The sequence below is a fragment of the Micromonospora sp. NPDC048935 genome (genome assembly GCF_043197875.1).
GTDB lineage: Bacteria > Actinomycetota > Actinomycetes > Mycobacteriales > Micromonosporaceae > Micromonospora.
In genome coordinates, this window is sequence record NZ_JBICTZ010000010.1 from 212,758 (window position 1) to 227,380 (window position 14,623).

General features: G+C 73.4%; 14 protein-coding genes. 6 read left to right on the forward strand and 8 right to left on the reverse strand.

The features are described from left to right. Positions 1–13 precede the first annotated feature (13 nt). Positions 14–2,155: an RNA polymerase recycling motor ATPase HelR gene (gene helR, locus ACGFIW_RS25700; RefSeq protein WP_393320862.1), complete on the reverse strand. Its 2,142-nt coding sequence runs from the start codon at positions 2,153–2,155 to the stop codon at positions 14–16. Positions 2,156–2,296: 141 nt separating this feature from the next. Then, positions 2,297–2,677: a YccF domain-containing protein gene (locus ACGFIW_RS25705; protein ID WP_393320563.1), complete on the reverse strand. Its 381-nt coding sequence runs from the start codon at positions 2,675–2,677 to the stop codon at positions 2,297–2,299. A gap of 157 nt (positions 2,678–2,834) precedes the next feature. Here ACGFIW_RS25705 and ACGFIW_RS25710 point away from each other — a divergent pair, with 157 nt between their 5' ends. The 6 genes from ACGFIW_RS25710 (at position 2,835) to ACGFIW_RS25735 (ending at position 7,044) form a co-directional block, all read left to right on the forward strand. Further along, positions 2,835–3,155 carry a type VII secretion target gene (locus ACGFIW_RS25710; RefSeq protein WP_393320566.1) on the forward strand — a complete coding sequence of 107 codons (321 nt, stop codon included), beginning with the start codon at positions 2,835–2,837 and terminating at the stop codon, positions 3,153–3,155. Continuing rightward, positions 3,152–3,853, forward strand: a complete 702-nt coding sequence (locus tag ACGFIW_RS25715) for a WXG100 family type VII secretion target (protein ID WP_393320568.1) — start codon at positions 3,152–3,154, stop codon at positions 3,851–3,853. Before ACGFIW_RS25710 ends, ACGFIW_RS25715 begins: the two co-directional genes overlap by 4 nt. Positions 3,854–3,860: 7 nt before the next feature. Further along, positions 3,861–4,625, forward strand: coding sequence for an EndoU domain-containing protein (locus ACGFIW_RS25720; RefSeq protein ID WP_393320571.1), 765 nt, complete (start codon positions 3,861–3,863; stop codon positions 4,623–4,625). Then, on the forward strand, positions 4,622–5,224 hold the full coding sequence (locus ACGFIW_RS25725) for a hypothetical protein (protein WP_393320574.1): 603 nt from the start codon (positions 4,622–4,624) through the stop codon (positions 5,222–5,224). Before ACGFIW_RS25720 ends, ACGFIW_RS25725 begins: the two co-directional genes overlap by 4 nt. A 118-nt stretch (positions 5,225–5,342) precedes the next feature. Beyond that, a complete protein-coding gene (locus ACGFIW_RS25730) occupies positions 5,343–5,948 on the forward strand; it encodes a hypothetical protein (RefSeq protein WP_393320577.1) in 606 nt (201 codons plus the stop codon). Between the two features lie 163 nt (positions 5,949–6,111). Beyond that, entirely contained in the window at positions 6,112–7,044 is a 933-nt protein-coding gene (locus ACGFIW_RS25735; protein WP_393320580.1) for a DUF4394 domain-containing protein, read from the forward strand. 67 nt (positions 7,045–7,111) lie between these two features. Here the strand turns inward: ACGFIW_RS25735 and ACGFIW_RS25740 are convergent, their stop codons facing one another. The 6 genes from ACGFIW_RS25740 to ACGFIW_RS25765 form a co-directional block, all read right to left on the reverse strand. Beyond that, positions 7,112–7,819, reverse strand: coding sequence for a cellulose binding domain-containing protein (locus tag ACGFIW_RS25740; protein WP_393320583.1), 708 nt, complete (start codon positions 7,817–7,819; stop codon positions 7,112–7,114). 107 nt (positions 7,820–7,926) lie between these two features. After that, a complete protein-coding gene (locus ACGFIW_RS25745; protein WP_393320586.1) occupies positions 7,927–8,307 on the reverse strand; it encodes a DUF742 domain-containing protein in 381 nt (126 codons plus the stop codon). Then, entirely contained in the window at positions 8,285–8,734 is a 450-nt protein-coding gene (locus ACGFIW_RS25750; protein ID WP_393320589.1) for a roadblock/LC7 domain-containing protein, read from the reverse strand. Before ACGFIW_RS25750 ends, ACGFIW_RS25745 begins: the two co-directional genes overlap by 23 nt. After that, a complete protein-coding gene (locus ACGFIW_RS25755) occupies positions 8,731–10,656 on the reverse strand; it encodes a nitrate- and nitrite sensing domain-containing protein (RefSeq protein ID WP_393320592.1) in 1,926 nt (641 codons plus the stop codon). The genes ACGFIW_RS25750 and ACGFIW_RS25755 overlap by 4 nt, the downstream gene beginning before the upstream one ends. Positions 10,657–10,699: 43 nt before the next feature. After that, positions 10,700–13,264: a LuxR C-terminal-related transcriptional regulator gene (locus tag ACGFIW_RS25760; RefSeq protein ID WP_393320594.1), complete on the reverse strand. Its 2,565-nt coding sequence runs from the start codon at positions 13,262–13,264 to the stop codon at positions 10,700–10,702. A gap of 5 nt (positions 13,265–13,269) precedes the next feature. Then, positions 13,270–14,526 (reverse strand): Hsp70 family protein, encoded by a 1,257-nt coding sequence (locus tag ACGFIW_RS25765; protein WP_393320597.1) that lies wholly within the window; start codon positions 14,524–14,526, stop codon positions 13,270–13,272. Between the last annotated feature and the right edge of the window lie 97 nt (positions 14,527–14,623).

Below are 14,623 nucleotides of genomic sequence, written 5' to 3' on the forward strand. Positions count from 1 at the left end.
CGGCCCGGGCGGCTCAGCGCCTCGTCAGGATGACGAGTTGCTGGGTCGCCCGGGTCATCGCGACGTAGCGGTCCACCGCCCCCTCGATGCCCGTGCCGAACGCCTCCGGGTCGACGAGGACGACCAGGTCGAACTCGAGTCCCTTGGCCTGCTCCGGGCTCAGCGAGCGCACGCGGGACGTCGGCGGGAACGCCGGGTCGCCGATCACGCAGGCGGTCCCGTCGGCGTGCTCGGCCAGCCAGGCGTCGAGGATCGTGCCCAGCTCGGCGGCCGACCCGTGCACGACGGGGAGCCCGGTCCGGCGGATGGAGGTCGGCACGTTGGCGTCCGGGAGCACGGCCCGGATGACCGGCTCGGCCTCCGCCATGACCTCCTGCGGGGTCCGGTAGTTGATGCTCAGCGAGGCCAGGGCGATCCGGTCGAGCCCGATCCGTCGCAGGCGTTCCTGCCACGACTCGGTGAACCCGTGTCGGGCCTGGGCGCGGTCTCCGACGATGGTGAAGCTGCGCGACGGGCACCGGGCCAGCAACATCTGCCACTCGGCGTCGGTCAGCTCCTGGGCCTCGTCCACGACGATGTGCGCGAACGGGCCGGCGAGCAGGTCCGGGTCGGCGGCGGGCACCGCGGAGTCGTCGGCCAGGACGTCCCGCAGGTCCGGCTGGCGCAGCATCGTCAACAGGCCCTCACCGTCGTCGTAGGCGTCGGCCGCGAGCAGTTCGTCGACGACCCTGGCCCGGTGCTCGCGTTCCACGGCGGCGGCGGGGTCGTGCTGTCGCGGCCGCTCCGAGGCGTCACCCAGGCGCCGCCGGGCCGCGTCCAACAGCGGCAGGTCGGACACGGTCCAGGCCCGGGCGTCGTCGCGTTGCAGCGTCCGGACCTCCTCCGGGGTGAGCCAGGGCGCGCAGGTGCGCAGGTACGCGGGCACCGACCACAGGTCTCCCACCAGGTCGGCCGGGTCGAGTAACGGCCAGGCGCGGTTGAAGGCGGTGCGCAGTTCCCGGTTGCGCAGCAGCGATCGGCGCAGCGCGTCGTCCGGCTCGTCGCCGCCGTGCCTGTCGACGAGGATGGTGAGCAACTCCGCCCAGATCTCCTCGCGCGCCTCGTTGTGTGGGGTGCCCGGCCCCGGTGCCTGGAACGCGTCGGCCCAGTCGTCGGCGCCCAGCCAGATGTCACCCTCGTCGGTCGTGACGGTCATCGGCTTGACCGGTGGGTCCTCGTAGAACCGGACCGCCGCGTCGATCGCCCGGACCAGGTCCGCGGAGGACTTCAGCCGGGCCACGTCCGGGTCCTCTTCGACGGTCGCCGCGGCGCCCTCCGCGACCAGGTCCCGCAGGGTGCAGGTCTGCACGTCCTCCTCGCCGAGGCTGGGCAGGACGTCGGCGACGTAGGCCAGGTAGGGCTGGTGCGGCCCGACGAAGAGCACCCCACCCCGGCGCTGACCCAACCGAGGGTCGGAGTAGAGCAGGTAGGCGGTGCGGTGCAGCGCGACGACTGTCTTTCCGGTGCCCGGGCCACCGTCGACGACGAGCGCGCCGGCCGACCCCGCGCGGATGATGGCGTCCTGGTCGGCCTGGATCGTGCCGAGCACGTCCCGCATCCGGCTCGACCGCGCGCTGCCCAGGCTGGCGATGAACGCGGACTGGTCGTCGAGCGCGACGGCGTGCCCCACGAACCCGTCCGGGGTGAAGACCTCGTCCCAGTAGTCGCTGATCCGGCCGCGCGTCCACCGGTACCGGCGACGACTCGCCAGACCCATCGGGTTGGCGTGGGTCGCGCCGAAGAAGGGCTCGGCGGCGGGAGAACGCCAGTCGAGCAGCAGCCGCCGACCCGCGCTGTCGACGAGGCCGCGACGTCCCACGTACACGGGCTCGGGGTCGTCCGTGCCGACCACGTGGCCGAGACACAGGTCCAGGCCGTAGCGACTCAGCGCCCGCAGGCGGCCGGTCAGCCGGCGGATCTCCTCGTCCCGGTCCATCGCCTGCCGGCCCTTGCCGCCGGGCGCCAGGCGCTCGGCGGCCAGGCGCTCGGACAGCTCGGCGTTCAGGTGGTCGAGGCTCTCCGCCATCGTCGCGAAGTGCTGCTCGTCGCGGGCGATAAGCGTCCGGTCGGCCTTGGGGGCGAGATGACCGGGGAGATCGAAGACGGAGGGAGGCAGGGAATTCAAATGATGACTTCCATTTCGGCAGATTCTGGTCTCGGCCGACGATTTTGCGGCACGACCCGGGTCTTGCCGCAAGCCCCCCAGTGCGCTATATGTTAGAAGTGGCAGGGGGCCGGGTGCCCCCGTTTTCCGAGCTCAGGGCGCATCGACGACCTCCCGGCCGAGGGGCCAGAGGGCCGCCGGCACGAGCTTGAAGTTGGCGATGCCAAAGGGGATCCCGATGATCGTCACGCAGAGGGCGACACCGGCGATGATGTGCGACAGCGCCAGCCACCAGCCCGCCAGCACCAGCCAGAGGATGTTCGCCAACCCGGAGGCGACGCCCGCGCCCGGCTTCGGCACGAGGGTGCGGCCGAAGGGCCACAGCGCGTAGACGGCGAGGCGGAGCGACGCGACGCCGAACGGGATGGTGACGACCAGGGCGAAGCAGACCAGGGCGGCGACGCCGTACCCGACCGCCAGCACGATCCCACCGCCGAAGATGAGCCACAGCACGTTCAGGGCGAAACGAATCATCACCTCAGCATGAGCGATGTTCGCCACCCGGGCGCGCGGGTGCGGTCGCCGACGCGGGCACCACGCCGAAGGTGAGTGCTTGTTACACTCCGCCATTGATGATCATGGGCGGCGTGGCGCGGCGAGCCCACGACCACCGAGGCTGGCGGTGATTCTGGTGAACGACGGGTTCGCGGTCGACGCGGACGAGATCCGTGCCCACGCGCGCAACATCGAGGCGCTGGCGGGCCGCTTCGCGGCGGTGCGGGCGGCCAGCGCCCACATCACCCAGGACGACTCGGCGTACGGGTTGCTGTGCGGCTGGATCGCCGGAGTCCTGGCCGACAAGCACGCTCGGCAGGACGAGTTGTTCGCCGCCGTCGAGGAGAATCTGACGCTGGCCGCCTCGGGGCTGCGCCAGACCGCCGACGGCTATGACACGGTCGACGGCGACAACGCCGCGCTGATGAGCGGCGTGGAAAGCCAGCTGACCCGATGACCGACCTGTCACTTGTCGCCGACGTCACCTCGACGCGGGAGGCGTGGACGGGCGCCTCCCTGGCCGACAGCGTCGAGGGTCTGGTCGACGCCATCAGGAGTGAGGGCTGGGTCGACGACCTGCTCGCGGGTGCCGCGCTCGGGCTCGACGTGGCGGTGACGGTGCTGGATCCGTTCAGCGCGCTGCTCGCCAACGGCCTGGGCTGGGCGATGGAATACTTCGAGCCGCTGCGGGAGATGCTCGACCAGCTCACCGGCATGCCCGACGTGGTCGCCGCGCACGCCGCCACCTGGAACAACATGGCCGCCGAGCTGCACAGCATGGCCAACGACCTGCGGGCGCACCTCGACGCCGACCTGCCCGAGTGGTATGGGCAGGCCGCGCTGGCGTACCACGGCCTGATGGACCACAACGTCGAGGCCCTCGGCGGGCTGGGTGCGGTCTCCGCCGCGATGGCCGCGGCCACCGAGGGTGCCGGCAACCTGGTGGCCTTCACCCGCGACATCGTGCGCGACCTCATCGCCGACCTGGTGGCACGCGTGATCGTCTGGGCGGTCGAGGCCATCTTCGTCGTCACGATCCCGGTCATCGCCGCGCAGATCACGGCCGCCGTCGTCAAGTGGGCCGGGCGCATCCTCATGTACGTCGGCGCGTTGATCACCAGCCTGACCAACCTCACCCGCATCCTGAACGGATAAGGCGTCCATGGCGAAGCCCGGAAAACCCGGCGGCGGCAGCGGCGGCACGGGTGGAGGTGGCGGCGCCGGCAAACCCCCGAAGAGCTACGGCGGCATCAACGCCGGCAAGGGCATCTCCAGTGCCCAGCAGGCCACCGGCCAGGCGGCGAAGCAGGGCCATCCACCCGGGGCCGGTCAGGGGCCCGGCAACACCAAGCCGGCGAAGCCGACCCCACCTCCCGCGCCGACCAAGCCGCCGACAGCAGGCGGCATCCACCACAGCGACGCGTCGAGGAAGCACATCATCGAGGGCGACGGTGGCCGACAGGGCGGCCACCTCGCGGGCACCGGCTTCTCCAACAAGACGGAGTTCCCGAAGAGCTGGGACGAGGCCAAGATCCTCGACGCCGCGCACCAGGTGACGCAGCAGGGACCACCGAACAAGGGGCCATACCCGACCAAGGACGCGGACGGCAACCCGGCGTGGGCCTACGACTACGTCGGCGTCGTCGATGGTGTGCAGGTCAAGACGACGGTGCTCGCCGACGGCGAGATTCGTACCGCCTTCCCGCCGGACCGGACCAACCCGGGCGTCATCAGCAACCCGCCGGCGCCGAACCCCGCCCCGCAGGGAATCCCGCAGGGCAACCCGCCCCGTTACAGTAATCCCGACGTCGGCGGCGACGGCAGTTGGACCTGGGAAGGCCCGAAGGGCAACAAGATCATCAGAGTCGTCCAGGACGACCAGGGCAACGTCACGCGGACCGAGCTGGGCGACTACAAGAAGAAATGACCATCATGGATGCGCAGACGTACGCGACGGTCGCCGAGGTGTGCCGGCGGCTCGTGGGCCGGCTACCCGACGATGTCCTCGGCACCGTGCGGGAGCAGTACGCCGCGGGTGAGTTCGACCTGGCCGACGCCACCCTCCTGCTCAGCCTGGCGTACTACGGCGTCGGAATCACCAGCGCGGAACGGGGCCTCCTGCGCACCGTCGTCGGTGATCCCGACGGCCCCGACCTGGCCGACGTGCCGGTCATCGCGGAGGTGCCGCCACTGGCGTACCGGTTCAGCCCCGACGGCCCCCCGGACGCGGCCAACCCGGCACCGGCCGACACCCTCCTGGCTGCCGACGCCCCACGCCGCCACGGTCGCAGCCTGCACCGCGCCTGGCGGTCACCACTGGACGGCGCACCGGACGCGGCGGCGTGGACGTACGTGCTGCGGGTGACCGACGGCGCGGACGAGCTCTCGACGTACTCGGGCGTCATGTCGACGCTCTGGGTCTCGCTGCAACAGAAGTGGCCGGTGGAGGTCGTCGCCGGCGACTCGCCGCGGACGCCGTACCAGGAGGCCGTGCTGGCCGCCGCCCAGGTGATCTGGCGCGCCTGAGGGCCCCGCGGCCCCGACCGGGGGTCGACTCGGTGGAAAACCTGAGACGGAGATCAGGGGGCGGGCGAGGGATCTTCCCGGAGCCGGCCGCGACGCCGCAGACCAGATGATGATCGGCATGAGACGCGCTGCGCTGTACGTCCTCGCCGGACCTGTCGGAATCGCCGCCTACGGCCTGGTACGCCTGTGGGCACGAGCCGACGACGTGTACGGCCCGGGGCTCGACTGGCAGGCCGCCCACCTGGTCGCCCTCGCCGGCATGGTGTGCTTCGTCCCGGGTGTGCTCGTGCTGTCCCGTCTCCTGCCCCGCAGCCCTTGGCGTACCGGCGTGGTGGCCCTCACGATGGTGGGGCTCGCCGCGACGATGGTGCAGTTCGGTGCCGACATCGTGGAGGGTCTCCTGGCCGCCGACCGGGCGGAGATGTCGGCGCTCGGCGCGGACTTCAAGGACATCCCCGGCGTCGAGGTCGCCTTCTACGACGTCGTACCCCAGTTCTTCTTCCTCGGCCTGGTCGTCCTCGCGGGCATGCTCGCCGCGAGACGGCGGCTGCCGTGGTGGAGCGTGCCGCTGCTGGTCGCCGGCATCGTCCTGCCGGTGGTCACCCTCGACCTGCTGCCCGTCGCCGGCCTGGCCATGCTGGCGGCACTCGCGCCGGCACTGCCGGCCCTACGGGAACGGCAGGTCGTCACGGCGGCGGCGGACCGCACCCCGTCGCGCCGTTGAGGACGATTCGGATAGTACGTGATCCGACAGCAACTTCTGGGGCGGCTGTATAGCGTCTGACCTGGGCAAACGTTCCGAATAGATCGAGCGGGACGCCCCTACTCCGATGCCACTGCCGGGCATTCCCCGTACCTCGCGCAAGGAAGGCCCTCCCATGCACCGCATGATCCATCGACTACTGCTCCTGACCGGCACGGCCGTCGTCATCGCAGCGCTGACGACCTCGACGGGCGCCGCGGCCCGGCCGGACAACGCCCCGCCGGTGCGTACCTCGTCCCCGGCTCTGGCGTCGTTGAACGCCGGCTCCTGCAACATCCTGTGGGACCTGCTCAACGCCGGTGGCCGTAACGGTCGGGTGGCGGTCGGTCTGACCGAGGACCAGCAACTCCTCAAGTTCGCCGCCAACCGACCGGGGTTGGCCTGCGTGATCGGCACGGTGGACCTGCCCGGCACCGAGAACCTCGTGGGCATCGACTACCGGGTCCAGGACGGCCGGCTCTACGGCGTCGGCAACAGCGGCGGCATCTTCACCCTGTCCACCAGCGACGCCGCCGCCACGAAGGTCAGCCAGCTGACCATCCCCCTCAGCGGGTCGTTCTTCGGCGTCGACTTCAACCCGGCCGCCGACCGGCTGCGCGTCATCAGCGACACGGGCCAGAATCTGCGGCACAACGTCAACGTCGGCGGCGTCACCCTCGCCGACGGCACCCTCACCTACCCGCCTGCGGTCACCGCCGCCCCCGGGCTGACCGCGGCGGCCTACACGAACGTCGACCTCGATCCGGGCACCGCGACCACGTTGTTCGATGTGGACACCAACCTCGACCAGGTCGCGTTGCAGTCCCCGGCCAACGCTGGCCAACTCGTCGTCACCGGCAGCCTGGGCGTGGCCGCCAATCCCCGGGCCGGCCTCGACATCCACAGCACCCTGCGCGGCGGGCGGGCGGTGAGCAACAACGCCTACGCCGTCCTCAACGGCGGCTTCCCCAGCCGGGTGTACCAGGTCGACCTGCTCACCGGCGCGGCCCAGCCGACCGGTGACTTCGCCGTGAAATACCTGGTCATCGATCTCGCGCTGCGCCTCGACCAGCAATAGCGCCGACGTCCGGTAGGGGCGGCCCACCCCCGGGTGGGCCGCCCCTAGCCGTGCGCTGAAGGCTCGGTCAGTTCGACAGGCCGGTGCAGGCGACCCCGTCGATGGTGCACCCCTCGGGGGCGGCACCGGCGGGCGCGCCGTTGACCCGGAACGTCACCCGGACCGACGCGCTGGCCGGCACCTGGCCCGCCGTGCCGTCCGGCACGAACGTCCACACCGCGCCGTCGCGGGTGGCCCGCGCGCCCTCGACCGCGCTGACCCGCAGCGACTCCCGGGGCAGGGTGACCACCAACGTCCACTGCGGCGTCGGCGTCGACCCGGGGTTGCTGATTGTCACCGCCGCGCCATAACTGAGCAGCGCGTTGTCCTCGATGGCGAAGCCGGCGACCAGGGCGGCGGGCGTGGCCGTCGCGGTCGAACCGGTCGGCGCGGGCCTGGTCGACGCGCCGACGGTCGGTGGGACCGCGGTGGCCGAGGCGCCTGGCGGGGGAGCGGGCGCCGCCGGGCTGGTGGCCGCCGGTCGCGCCTGCGCCCGGGGCGTGCCGGCCGGAGGTGTGCTCTCCTGGTCGACCGACAGCGGCGGATCGAGCGTCACAGGTGTCAGCTTCTCCGGCGTACGCAGCACCCCGGCGACGAGGACGACCGTCACGACGAGCACCCCGAGCACCGCGAGCACGGCCAGCCAGGTGGCCCGCGAGGCGTCGTCCCGACCGGTGAGCACCCGCCGGGCAGCCCTGGCGAAGGCCACCAGCCGGTCCAGCAGGATGATCGCCACGGTACGGCGTGGCTGGGGTGGTGTTGCCGGCACTGCCTGTCTTCCCTTCAGTTCGTCGCCGGATGCCCGCCCGCGATCCGTCCCGGTCGCGCGGGGCAGCCGACCGGTCACAGGTCGCGGAGCCCGACGAGAATCGCTTCGAGTAGATCCTCGGTCGGCAGGTCCGACAACATCGGCGGGTCATGCGTCTCGATCAGCCCGGCCGCGAGCAGGTCACCGAGCAGCACCCGGACCGTCCCCAGTGGGAGGTCCAACTCCGCCCCGACCTCCGCGACCGACACCGGATGGTGACACAGCTCGACGATCCGCGCCTGTTCGGGGAAGAGCGGTGTGGGTGGCGTGCCGGTCCGCCGGGCGACGACAAGTGAGATCAGGTCGAACTGACCGTGCGCGGGCGAGGTGCGCCCGCCGGTCATCGTGTACGGCCGGGCGACCGGACCCGCGTCGTCGTCGTACCACGCCTCGTCAGCGGTGCCGGTGCTGCGCACCAGTGTCCCCGATCGTCGCCGGGGAGGCCGGCCCCAGTGTGATCGGCAGGTGCCGCTCGGCCTGCCCCACGAACAGCGCCACCTCGTACGCCATGTCGCCGACCTTGACGTCGTCACCGGCGATCCGCACGGTGAGGATGGTGCCGTTCGGGATGGTGGCGACGAACAGGAACGTCCGTGCCATCTGCACCACGACCTGACGCAGACTGCCCGCGTCGCAGGTGCGGGTGGCGGCCAGCCCCAACGCGATCAGTCCGGCGACCACGCCGGAGATCTGCTCGGCCAGCTTGCCCTCCACCCGCCGGGAGCCGCCGAGCGCCAGCCCGTCCGGGGAGAGCACGACGGCGAACTCCGCGCCGGGCACTCGGTCGACCAGGCGGTCCAGTGCACCGGTCAGGCCGTCGTCGGTGACCACTGCAGGGGTCATGGGTGTCTCCTCGCTGCTCTGGCGATCGGCATCTCGACAGTGTCGAGGCTGGCCCTGCCGTGTTCGGGGTCGGTGGGCCCGCTCTGGCGGACCCGCGTCGGCAGCGCGCCGTCGCCGTTCGGGTCGGCCGGGCCGGTGCCGTTGTGCGCCGGCGGGTACGGGGTGGCGGGTGGCGCGGTGGACGGGCGCCGGACGGTGTCGCCGCCGGCGACCAGCCGGGCCGGCAGGAGCACGATCGCCGCCGTCCCACCGCGTCGGCTGGGCCGCAGCGAGACGTGCGCCCCACAACGTTCGGCCAGCACGGCGACGGTGTACAGCCCGGTGGGGCTCGTGGGTGGGGCGGCAGGCGGGCTGCCGAGCAGGTGGTTGGCGTCGGCCAGGGCGGTGGCGTCCAGGCCGGGTCCGTCGTCGACGACGAGGACGGCGCACCCCTGCGGTTGGTGCTCGCCGCTGACCCGGACGGTGGTGTCCGCCGGCGAGAAGACGAGGGCGTTCTCGATCAGCTCCGCCAGCAGGTGGACGACGTCCGTGACGGCCGGGCCCGCGAGCGACCACGGCCAGTGCGGCGCGATCAGGACCCGGTGGTAGTCCGGCACCTCGGCGACGGCACCGCGGGCGACGTCGAGCAGCGGCACCGCGCGCCGCCAGCGGCGGGCGGGCGTCGCGCCGGCCAGGGCGATCAGCTTCTCCACGTTGCGGCGGACCCGGGTGGTCAGGTGGTCGAGTTGGAACAGTTCAGTGCTCTCCTCGGCGGACCGCTCCCGGCGCTGCATCCCGTCCAGCAGGTTGAGCTGGTCACGCAACAGGACCTGGTTGCGTCGGGTGACCCGCAGGAACAGCTCCCGGTCAGGGCCGGCGGGCGGTGCCACGACAACCGGGGCCGGGGCCGGCGGGTGCACGACCGGCCGGGTCAGCTCGTCGGCCAGCCGTCCGACGGTGCGCACCCAGCTCACCAGGAGCACGAGCACGACGATGAGGCCCAACCCCACCACCGCGCCGGTACGCGCGACGATCACCGCGGCACCCGGCGTGGCCCGCTCGACGCTGCTGCGGGCGGTGCTCGTCACAAGTGTCTGTAGTGCGCCGAGGGCGGTGTCCACGGCGGCCCGCCAGCCCTGGATGGTGGTCCCGGCCAGGGAGTTGGCGGTGTCCGCCCGTAGCAGCCGGTCCTCCAGGGCGATCAGCCCCGCGAACTCGGGGCCGGTGGCGAACCGCTGGTGCGTACCGGGGCCGTCGGCGGGCAACCCGGCCGCCGCCTCGGCGCGCGCGAATCGCTGGTTGTCGACGAGCGCGCCCAGTCGGCGTCGATCGTCGACACCGAGCCGCCCGGCCGTCAGCGCAGCGCTGACCAGGGTGTCCTCCCGTGCCAGCAGCTCCCGGGCGCGGGCCAGCGCGATCACCGCCCGGGTGTCGGCGGCCAGCGCGCTCTCGTACGCGCCCCACTCCGGGCCGTACACGCGGAAGGCGACGTCGATCACCTGGTTGTACCCGTCGACCGTCGCGGCCTGGTCGAGGTGCCCGGCGTCCAACTGGGACCGGATCGTGCTCAGGCCGTCGAGCCGGCGGACCAGCTCGTCGGCCCGGTCGCGCACCTCGCCCGCGCTGAGCAGCCGGATGTCGTGGCCCTCGGTGAACTCGCGAAGCTCGGCGGCGGCCCGGTCGGTGCCCTCGCGCGCCCCGCCCAGCGGGGTCGCCGTCGACCCGCCCCCGGCGACCGTCTCGGCACTGACCCGGCGCTCGGTCTGCAGGCTCAGGATCAGGCGGTCGATGGGCTGGCCCAGCGTGTCCGCCAGAGCCCGCACGCGCAGCAGGTCGATGGCGTCCTGGCTGGTCAGGTAGGCCGCGTACGACCAGAGCGTGACAAGCACGGCGGCCAGCACGACAAGCCTGGTCCGCAGCAGCCGGACCTCGTCTCGCGTCACGCCCCGCTCCGCTCGGTGCGGGAACGGCCGCGGCGTGGGCCCCTCATCGCGTCGCCCGCTGCGGCCACGGCTGCCCGGCCGTGTCGCTGGCCCGGTCGGCGACGACGGTGCGCAGCAGGGCCAGCAACTCGGCGCGGTTGGCGCAGTTCAGCCGGTTGCGCATCCGCGCCACGTGGTGCTCCACGGTCTTGGCCGAGATGAAGAGCCGGTCGCCGATCTCGCGGTAGGTCAGCCCGGCCAGCACCAGCTCGGCGACCTCGTACTCCCGGTCGCTGAGCCCCTGCTGGGTAGGGCCGGCGACCCGCGCGGCGCTCTCGGTGCTCGTCGCCGCCGGCTCGCCGTGGCCGCCGGATGGTCGCCCCTGCAACGCCCGGGCGCACTCCAGCAGGGCTGTCATCGCCCGCCGGTCCGCGGTGCGGATGGCGGCCTGACCGGCGAGTCGCGCACCGTCCCAGCACAGCCCGGTGTCGTGCAGCGCGCGGGCGGCGGTCTCCACCCGGGCCGGGTCGACGACGCCCCGGAGCACCTCCACCCAACACTCCGCGGCGGCGGCGACCACTGCGGCGTACCGGCTGTGGTCGGCCGCGGCCAGCAGAGCCGTCACGTGGTCGTCGGCGACGGCCGGTGCGCCGGTGAGGATCGCGGCGTGCAGTCCACTCCAGTGCAGCGGCACACTCCACAGTGGCGGGTCGTCGAGCCGGCCGAGCAGAGCCCGTGCCTCCCGCAGGTACGGTTCGAGGCGAGCGAGGTCACCGAGGCGCGCGCCGGCGATGGCCAGCTCACCCAGCGGCAGGAGCGTGAACAGGTCGACGGGGTGCCGGACCACCGCCTCCAGCGCCTGCCCCCAGCCACGCTTGAGCGCCCCGATGTCGCTGTTGCGGCGGCCCACGCCCATCCGGATCGCGGCGGCGAAGAGCAGGTCGCGTGACTCCAACTGCCGCCCGTCGAGCGTCACCGCGGCGAGGTGCTCGGTCGCGGCGCGCGTCTCGCCCCGGACCATCAGGATCCAGGCCTGCAACAGCCGGTGCCGGCGAGCCATCAGCGGGCCACCGACACCGGCGCCCAGGGCCCGGTGCAGCACCTGCTCGGCGATCTCCAGCTCACCGCAGTGCACCGCCGTCAGCGCGGCGAGCGCCGCCGGGCTGTCCGGTAGCAGGGCGGCCCGGCCGTCCGGTTCGAGTAGTGCGGCGGCCTGCACGAGCGTGGAGAGCGCGGCGGTCGGCGGGCCGCTCACGCTCTCGCGTACCCCCTCGGCCATCAGGCGGGCGGCGCTGGCGTGCAGGGTCGGCGGTTCGCCCGCGGGGTCGCCGGCCGGCGAGCCGGCGGCGGCGTCCAGGTGCCCGGTGGCGAGCCCGCCGACGATGGCGAAGGCCAGCGCGGAGGCGGTGCCCGACCAGCGGTACAGCTCCACGCTGCGACCGATGTGGCCACGGTGCGCCAGGGCGGTCGCGGCCACCACTGCCGCCTCGGAGCGGTCGGGCGGGGCGGCGGTGGCCAACAGGCGGTCCGACAGCCGCAGGGCGTTGTCGAGGTTGCCGGCGAGCGCGGCGGCGAGCGCCTGTCGGGCGCTGGCCGGCTGCCCGGCCGCGGTGGCGGCGGCGAACAGCTCGGCGGCGAACGCCGGCTCGTCGGCCAGGGCCTCACCCGCCGCGGCGGCCAGCGTCGAGGCCGGGCAGTCGCCGAGCGCGCCGACCGCGAGCAGGGAACGGACCAGCGGCAGCACCGCGCCGCCCCGGGCGAGCTGCAACTCGGTGAGTTGCCGCCAGACCGCGCTCCGGTCGGTGGTGGGGCTGAGCGTCGTGACGGCCCGTCGGACGATCGGCGCGAGCCGGCCGTCGGCGCCGAGCAGCCCGGCCGCCCGGGTCGTCGCGATCAACTCGTCCACCGCCGCCGGGTCCCCGCCCAGGAGCGTGGCGAGCATCCCCGCCGGCAGCGCCCCGCCGGCCGCGACGGCGAGCAGCAGCCGCCGGACGGCGGCGGGCTGCACGTCCAGGTCGGGACCGAACTCCCCGAGGACGGACCGGGGCGGACTGACCATCGTGCCGGTCTGGGGCTCCCCGCCGGCCAGGCCGCGGACCAGCCGTTCGACGTCCCGGGGGACGCCGGCGGTCTGCGTGTGGACGAAGTCGACAAGGTCGTCGCGGCGACCCAACTCCGGCGTGGCGGCGAGGTAGCTGGCGGTCTGCTCCCGGGTGAACGGCGTGAGGAGCACGGCCTGCCCGTCCCGTCGGAGGGAGTCGACAAGCTCGCTGAGCGCCGCCGACCGGGGCCACGGGCGATGGGCGACCACCAGGCGGTGCCGGCGGGTGGCGAGCAGACGCAGGAGCACCTCGATGCGCGCGTCGTCGAGCAGGTGCGCGTCGTCGACGAGCACCAGCGCGTCGGGGTCGACAGGTGCGCCGGGCTGCGGGGCGGCCGTGTGGACCGGGATCCCGGCCCGCTGGTGGATCCGCGCCAGCTCGGCGAGCAGCGCGGTCTTTCCGTGACCGCCGGGGCCGGCGATGCCGACGGCCAGTGGGCCGGCCGGGTCCTGCGCGACCCTGTCCAGCAGGGCCCGTGGCCCCCTGTCCAGGGTCAGCCCGGGTGCGGCGATGTCGTTCATGATCATTGGGGTCATCCTTCGCGTCCCCGGCCGCGGGCCAGCGTCAGGCGGGACGGCTTCGGCAGATCCAGTGGGAGGACCCGGACCGGGGGCCGCGGTGGCGGATCGCCCGGGACGGTGTCGTGGTGGGGGCGGTGCGGTGCCGGGATGGTGGCCCGTCCGGCGCCGCGTACCGGGTCGTGGACCGGTGCCGGCGGGCGTGGGCGCGGCGACACCACCTGGACGGCGGCCAGTGCCGCCCCGGCGGCGGCGGTCAGTTGCGAGTCCGGTTCGACCTCGACCGGCACCGGGAGGGCCGCGCTGACCAACTCGGTGACGAGGGGAACGCGGGCCGAGCCTCCGGCCAGCAGAACCCCGTCGAGCTGGGCCGGTGTCAGGTCGGCGCTCCGCACGGCCCGCAGCAGCAGGTCGACGGTGGCCTGCACCAGCGGCCGGATCATGTGCTCGAACTGCGCCCGGGTCACCGGGATCCGGGCCGGGCCGCCCGGCAGGGCCAACACCACGTCGGCCGCCAGGTCGACCGTCAGCACCCGCTTGACCCGGTCACACTCCGCACGCAGCCCGCGCAGGGCGGCCTGGGTGCCGCGACGGGCGGTGCTGGCCAACTCCCGGGCCAGCACCGCACGGGTGTGCCCGGCCAGGGCCTCGTCGAAGTCGGCGCCGCCAACCGAGTCGAGGCCCTGAGGCGTGCCGAACGTCTCGTACGTCCCGTGGGCGGTGCGACGCACCAGGGCAGCCTCGAAGCTGTTGCCCCCCAGGGCGTAGACGACGGCCGTGGTGCCCGCGAACCCGCGGGCGGCGTGGCTCTCGGCCACCGTGACCGTGCGCGGCAGCAACGTCACGTGCCGCAGGCCGAAGGCCGACAGGGCCCGGTGCAGCACCTCTCGCCGGTAGGGGCGCCACCCCGCCGGGTGACTCAGCACGACGGCCTCGGCCGGGCCACCCTCCAGGGCGTGCACCCGGTCCACCACCCACGCCGCGAGTTCCGCGGTCAGCGTCTGTGGTGTGCATGCCTCGCCGCCCAGCAGCAGGGGAACGTCGTCACCGATCCGGTGGACGAAGTCCCGGGTGGTGCGGCTGCCGTCGTCGGTCGCGGGCTCGCCGACGTGCAGGGAACCGTCCTCGGACAGGCACAGCACCGACGGTACGACAGGGGAGTCGACGTGCAGCGGGACCGCCTCGGGGCGGGCCCAGCCCACGCCGTTTCGCCGTGCGACCGCGGCGGCGGTGTTGGTGCTCCCGATGTCTATCCCCAGGACGTACGCCATCGTCTCTTCTCCCCCCGTGAGTTGGCCGGTCGGTGGCGATGGTGTCGGTGCTCTCGACGACCCACCCCCGGCGAACCCCGCGGGCTCCTACGTTCGT

What these genes read in the sequence shown, in the direction of transcription:
- ACGFIW_RS25705 (WP_393320563.1), bottom strand. Translation starts at nt 2,677, where the DNA reads ATGATTCGTTTCGCCCTGAACGTGCTGTGGCTCATCTTCGGCGGTGGG.
- ACGFIW_RS25715 (WP_393320568.1), top strand. Translation starts at nt 3,152, where the DNA reads ATGACCGACCTGTCACTTGTCGCCGACGTCACCTCGACGCGGGAGGCG.
- ACGFIW_RS25720 (WP_393320571.1), top strand. Translation starts at nt 3,861, where the DNA reads ATGGCGAAGCCCGGAAAACCCGGCGGCGGCAGCGGCGGCACGGGTGGA.
- ACGFIW_RS25725 (WP_393320574.1), top strand. Translation starts at nt 4,622, where the DNA reads ATGACCATCATGGATGCGCAGACGTACGCGACGGTCGCCGAGGTGTGC.
- ACGFIW_RS25730 (WP_393320577.1), top strand. Translation starts at nt 5,343, where the DNA reads ATGAGACGCGCTGCGCTGTACGTCCTCGCCGGACCTGTCGGAATCGCC.
- ACGFIW_RS25735 (WP_393320580.1), top strand. Translation starts at nt 6,112, where the DNA reads ATGATCCATCGACTACTGCTCCTGACCGGCACGGCCGTCGTCATCGCA.
- ACGFIW_RS25750 (WP_393320589.1), bottom strand. Translation starts at nt 8,734, where the DNA reads ATGACCCCTGCAGTGGTCACCGACGACGGCCTGACCGGTGCACTGGAC.
- ACGFIW_RS25760 (WP_393320594.1), bottom strand. Translation starts at nt 13,264, where the DNA reads ATGATCATGAACGACATCGCCGCACCCGGGCTGACCCTGGACAGGGGG.
- ACGFIW_RS25765 (WP_393320597.1), bottom strand. Translation starts at nt 14,526, where the DNA reads ATGGCGTACGTCCTGGGGATAGACATCGGGAGCACCAACACCGCCGCC.